At 67.8% G+C, this 5,210-nt stretch carries 8 protein-coding genes; all 8 read right to left on the reverse strand.

Going from position 1 to position 5,210, the window contains the following annotated elements:
- Positions 1–411 (reverse strand): cupin domain-containing protein (locus tag AC5LUJ_RS14765; RefSeq protein WP_250289757.1); only part of this gene is annotated, 411 nt, incomplete at its 3' end.
- A gap of 137 nt (positions 412–548) precedes the next feature.
- A complete protein-coding gene (locus AC5LUJ_RS14770) occupies positions 549–1,025 on the reverse strand; it encodes an SRPBCC family protein (protein ID WP_250289759.1) in 477 nt (158 codons plus the stop codon).
- A gap of 52 nt (positions 1,026–1,077) precedes the next feature.
- On the reverse strand, positions 1,078–1,422 hold the full coding sequence (locus tag AC5LUJ_RS14775) for an antibiotic biosynthesis monooxygenase family protein (RefSeq protein ID WP_250289761.1): 345 nt from the start codon (positions 1,420–1,422) through the stop codon (positions 1,078–1,080).
- A gap of 483 nt (positions 1,423–1,905) precedes the next feature.
- Positions 1,906–2,160 (reverse strand): phosphopantetheine-binding protein, encoded by a 255-nt coding sequence (locus tag AC5LUJ_RS14780; RefSeq protein ID WP_250280904.1) that lies wholly within the window; start codon positions 2,158–2,160, stop codon positions 1,906–1,908.
- Entirely contained in the window at positions 2,138–2,527 is a 390-nt protein-coding gene (locus AC5LUJ_RS14785; RefSeq protein WP_250280906.1) for a TcmI family type II polyketide cyclase, read from the reverse strand. The genes AC5LUJ_RS14780 and AC5LUJ_RS14785 overlap by 23 nt, the downstream gene beginning before the upstream one ends.
- A 377-nt stretch (positions 2,528–2,904) precedes the next feature.
- Positions 2,905–4,098, reverse strand: a complete 1,194-nt coding sequence (locus AC5LUJ_RS14790; RefSeq protein ID WP_250289763.1) for a LuxR C-terminal-related transcriptional regulator — start codon at positions 4,096–4,098, stop codon at positions 2,905–2,907.
- Between the two features lie 10 nt (positions 4,099–4,108).
- On the reverse strand, positions 4,109–4,765 hold the full coding sequence (locus tag AC5LUJ_RS14795) for a GTP-binding protein (protein WP_250289765.1): 657 nt from the start codon (positions 4,763–4,765) through the stop codon (positions 4,109–4,111).
- Entirely contained in the window at positions 4,746–5,114 is a 369-nt protein-coding gene (locus AC5LUJ_RS14800) for a DUF742 domain-containing protein (RefSeq protein WP_250289768.1), read from the reverse strand. The genes AC5LUJ_RS14795 and AC5LUJ_RS14800 overlap by 20 nt, the downstream gene beginning before the upstream one ends.
- Positions 5,115–5,210: the final 96 nt, after the last annotated feature.

A 5,210-nucleotide genomic window follows, 5' to 3' on the forward strand; every position in this document is an offset into this window, starting at 1 on the left:
GGGCTGGGGGAGCGGTTCGGTGTCGACGTGGCCGAGGTCCGGCCGCGGCGCCAGCGGGCTGAGGTGGAAGACGAGGAAGGCGGTCTCGTCGCCGTCGTTGACGATCCGGTGCCGGGTGCCGATCGGGATGAGCACCCCGTGCTCGGCGGGGAGCGTGGTGTGCTCGCCGTCGAGCCGCGCGACGACCTGCCCGGACACGCAGTACAGGAACTCCTCGGAGTACGGGTGCCAGTGTTCGCTGACGAACTCGCCGGGCCGCAGCGTCAGCGTGCCGAGGAAGCCGGACTTGGCGCCCACCGTCGCGGGGGACAGCAGCGTGCGGATGTCGCCGCCGCGGCGGCGGTTGGCCGGGACGTCGTGGATGGAGAGCACCTTCGGCGCCACTTCCAGGTTGTTGGTCGTCAGGGTCATCGCTGTCTCCTCGAACGTCTCGTGGACCGCCCGGAGCCGCCTGCTCGGCGTCCGGGCCGGGGCCTGACGGGCCCGGCGCTGTCACACGGAATTCGCGCGGAATTCACAACGGGCGCCGAGCCCTGGCCGGGGCTGGTTCAGACCTGCTGGGGAAGGGCCTTCGCGCTGCGGGCGGCCAGCTCGACCTTGTCCCGGATGACGCTCATCTCCCGCCGGGTGTTGTTGTTGATGTTGTTGGTCATCCACTCGTCGTCGACCGGCGCGTCCGGACGCATGTGGAAGTCCTGCGTCCAGTGCATCCTGGTGCCGGTGCCCTCCGGTTCGTAGGTCCATTCGATGTTCATGAACTCGAAGGGGCCTGGTTCGACGCGGCGGGCCCGGACCTGGTGCTTCTCCGGGTCCAACGTCCGTTCCGAGACCCAGCTCCAGACCTTCCCGTTCGCGTCCGGGTGCATTGTCAGCCGGAATCTGAAGGTCTGGTCATGGTGCTCGAGAATCTCCACCGAGGCGTACTCGGTGAAAAGATCCGGCCAGTCCGCGAGACTGTTCGTGATCGTCCAGACCAGATCGATGTCGGCGTCGATCCAGATCGAGTTCTCCGTGTGCCCGGCCATGGCTCTCCGTTTGATTGACGATGTTCCGGTCGAGAAAGGTGTCGCCGCTGGCTCAGCCGGCCTGCTCGGCGTACTCGCGCGCGCCGGCTCCGGGCAGGTGTGCCACCACGGTCCCGGCGGCCGCGGAGAAGCTGGTGCGCAGCGCGTGCAGCCGCTTCCGGTGCTCCAGGTGCTCGGGATTGCGCTGGAACTCCTGGTACGCCTGCTCGTTGGCCCATTCACCGAATATGTAGTAGGTGCTGGGATCGTCCGTGGAGCGGACCAGCCAGGCGCCGAGGTTCTCCGGCTGCTTGGCGGCGTCCGGGGCGACCTGCAGCCAGGTCTCCTCGAACTCGCGCTCCCGACCGGGTGCGATCTGCTGCGTAAGAACAATCCGGAAGGTGCCGGAAGCACTCATCGGGTTTCTCCGTTCGGATGTCTGCGGTCAGGTTCAGGGCCGGCGCGGGACACGGCCCGCGGCGCTGTTGCCGATATGTCCGGACCGGTTCGTCGTCCGGGCACGCGTGCCATCGGACGGTGAAGACCTGAAAATGACCGGTTGCGTCCGTCCGACGGCTCCTGAACGCCCTCGGCCGGATGCCTCCCGGCGCCGGAGCCCGCCGGAGCCCGCCGGAAGCCCGCAGGGGCTCCCACTGGCAGGCTCCGCCTGTACGGACGTGCCTCCTCGGCCCTGGAGCGTCCTCGGCCCTGGAGCGTCGGTCAGGCGGTCGCTACGTGCCCGGTCCCGGCCGGGGACGGACATCGCGTGGGCGGACGGCTGCCGGCGCAGCCGCGCGTTCCCCCTGGTCGCATGATTCTCGCTGTCCGGTCGTGAATTCCTGTCGGATACGGGATGAATCCCTGTCGGATGCGGCGTGAATCCGCCGGTCCGGCCGCCGGTCTATGCGACGTCCGCTCTGACAGCGCCGTTGATGGCGGTGAGGATTTCGGCGAAGGTGTGGTCCTCGGGCGGTTCCGCCGGCAGTTCGACGCCGAAGGTGTCGAGAACGACGGTCTGCAGGTGCAGGTAGGCCAGTGAGTCCACCCCGGCCTCGGCGAACGTGACGCCAAGATGGCCGGGCCGCTCATCGGCGACGAGCACCGTACGTTCCACGAGGAAGTCGAGCAGTTGGTCAGCGGTCCACTGATCCGCCATGGTTCTCTCCTTTGTCCTGGTGACCCGGTTTCCGGGCGGGCCGGTCCGCGGCCCATGAATAGAAGTTCCGGGCCATCGCGTCGCGTGGGCTGCGCCAGGTGTCCGGGTCGTATGCGGTGATGTGTCTGGCGAGTTTCGTGTTGACGTCGACGAACAGCGGGTGTCCGCGTACGGCGGGCAGGGCGGGCGCCACGTCGTCGGCCGCCTCGATCAGATGAAAGTAAAGTCCGTGGAAACTGAAGAGGTCCCGCCGGACAACACCCAGCAGATGAGGCAGCTCCCCGTCGTCCGACTCCCGGAAGATATCGGCGACCGCGGGTTCGTCGTCAGCGCTGATACGGGCCACGATGAGAGTACGGTGCGTCATCCGACGGCCCTGTTCCGGGCCGCCGGAAGCCGGCCGAAGAATATCGACACGCCTGCTCCCTGACAACTTGAAGAAAGGACGGGCAAGCATGCCGCACCGTCGGCGTCGATGGTGCGGAGGCTGCCCGCGCAAGTCAGTGGCCCGACGCCGTCGTCGGTGGTTTCGGTATACGGGTCGGTTGGGCGGCCAGCACCCAGCCTCGTCCGCTCGGGCGCCGCGCAGGCGTCACCTCACGAAGGCTGGGGCCTGGCCGCCGCTCCGGCCCGTCTCCCTACGGAAGCATGAGGTATTGGGACTGTCATGTCTTGCAGTTGGCATGGCAGGAACGTGTAGTGGCAACTTGGTGCCAATGGTGTGGCCAAGTCGATGCGAAAATGCTATAACCAGTCTTTTTTCGCCGCGAGGATGCCGGCCTGGAACCGGCTGCGGGCACCCATCCGTCGCATGAGATCGGCGATCATGCGACGGACCGTTCGTACCGACACGCCGAGGTGCCGGGCGGCGGCCTCGTCCTTGGCTCCGAGGCTCAACAGCCTCAGCAGGAGGCGTTCGGAGTCGCTTGGAGCGGAATTGTCAATCTGTTGTTTTTTTGTCTGCGAGGGGCCACCGCCCTGGTCGGGCTGGCCGCCCTGAGCGACCAGGCCGGCCAGGCTGGCCAGGCCGGCCGGGCCGGCCTGGCCGCGAACGCTGGAGAGGCCAGGGCTGTCACCCAACGTGGCCTGGCCGAAGGCGATGTGATCGAGGCCGGTGTGCCGGAGCCCGGCCTGGCCGAGCTCGCCAGCCCGTTCCAGGGGCCGCGCGGTCTTCCAGAGCTGGTCGAACAGCATCGTGGCCAGGCCTGTCAGCGCCGGCTCCCGGAGCAGCAGCGCGCAGCCGTGCTCCTCGCCCGGGCCGGATGTCAGCAGGAGCAGGGCGGTCTCGCGGTCGACCATGGCCATGTCCGCCAGCGGGGCGTCGGCCACCCGCAGCTCCAGGCCATCCGCGTCGACGGTGTCGCAGCCGGCGGGAGCACCGTCCTGTGGGGCCGGGCGCGGCTGGATGGCGCGCACGACGACCCCGCGGCCAAGGGCCTGTAGCACCGCCTGGGTGCACTCCGCTGTCATGATCGATGACTGCCAGGGCCGGGTGTGCAGAACCAGCAGCTCCCGTTTGGCTCGGGCTACGAGATCGAGCAGCTGGTCCGCGACCGCTTCCACGCCCTTCAGCCGCACGGCGTCGACAGCCGGCTCCGGCTGCCGCTCCTGCCCCTGCATGTAGTCGGCGACCAGCACGCTCACCTGCATATGAGCGCGGATGAGTTCCTCCTGTTGGCGGATGAGCCGATCGTGTTGCTGTCGGAACAGCTGTTCGAGAGGGATCTCGGGATGGACGGCGACCAGCCGGTCGGGGCTCTCACGGGAGGGCACCAGCAGTGAGAGCGCGACGAGCCTGTCGCAGGCCTGCCGGACGGCGCCCGTGGGACATCCAAGGGCGATGCTCACCTCCTCGGCGCTCATGTCCTTCCGGCGCAGCCACATCCGGTAGGCGGCGAGAGCGATGCCATCGATGCCGAGAAGATCGAACATCGTCATCAGGCACGGCCTAGTCCACGCGGCTGCCGGCCCTGGGGAGGCCCCGTTGTGCCTCCTCGCTCGTGACCACGTCGAGGGAGTGACGGACCAGCGCGACCAGGGCCTGCCGGACGGACTCCCGCCGGCGCGCGTCGCAGAAGATGATGGGCCGGCGGGGGTCGACGTCGAGCGCTTTGCGGACCTCGTCGAGCCGGTATTCCCGGGCGCCCTCGAACCGGTTGACCGCCACCAGGAACGGAATATCCCGCTCCTCGAAGTAGTCGACCGCTGGGAACGAGTCGGCGAGCCGGCGGGTGTCGACCAGGACGATGGCGCCGATGGCACCGAGAACCAGCTCGTCCCACATGAACCAGAAACGGTCCTGGCCAGGTGTGCCGAACAGGTAGAGAATCACGCTGTCGAGCAGCGTGATCCGGCCGAAATCCATGGCGACCGTCGTCGTGGTCTTGGTGCTGACCTGGGAGGTGTCGTCGATGCCGAGGCTCGCCGAGGTCAGTGCGGCTTCGGTCGTGAGCGGGGGGATCTCACTGACCGTCCCGACAAAGGTCGTCTTTCCGGCGCCGAATCCGCCGGCAATTATGATTTTGACCGGGCTGGGTGCCGGGCTGGGTGCCGGGTTGGTCACCTGGCTGCCGACCGTGTGCGGTCTAGAGGGTCTGTAGTCCATCGAGCACCTTTTCCATCAGCGTCACGTCGGGACGCTCGCTCGGTCGGGCTGGGCGGGTGACGCGTACGAGACCGGCATCGATCATGTCGCCGACGAGAACACGTGCCACCCCGACCGGCAGGCTGAGCTGCGCGGATATTTCCGCGATCGACTGGATGCTCTGGCAGAGCAGCACGATGTTCCGTTGTTCTGGATCAAGAGTTCGGACCATCGCACGCCCGTGCTCCGTCGTCGACACCAGAGCCACCAGCTCCAGCGCGCGATTGGCCGCCGGTCGCGTCCGGCCGCCGGTGACGGCATAGGGACGGACGACCGGACCTGCGTCGTCGTCGTACCACTCCTCGTCCACCGGTCCTCCTGATCAGGGCTTGACAGTAATCGCTGAAGTTCGTCCTGCTGGAACTCGTCCCGTGAAAATCGTCTGGTCGAAGAATCCGCCGGCGGC

Source organism: Protofrankia sp. CiP1_Cm_nod3 (assembly GCF_982290655.1).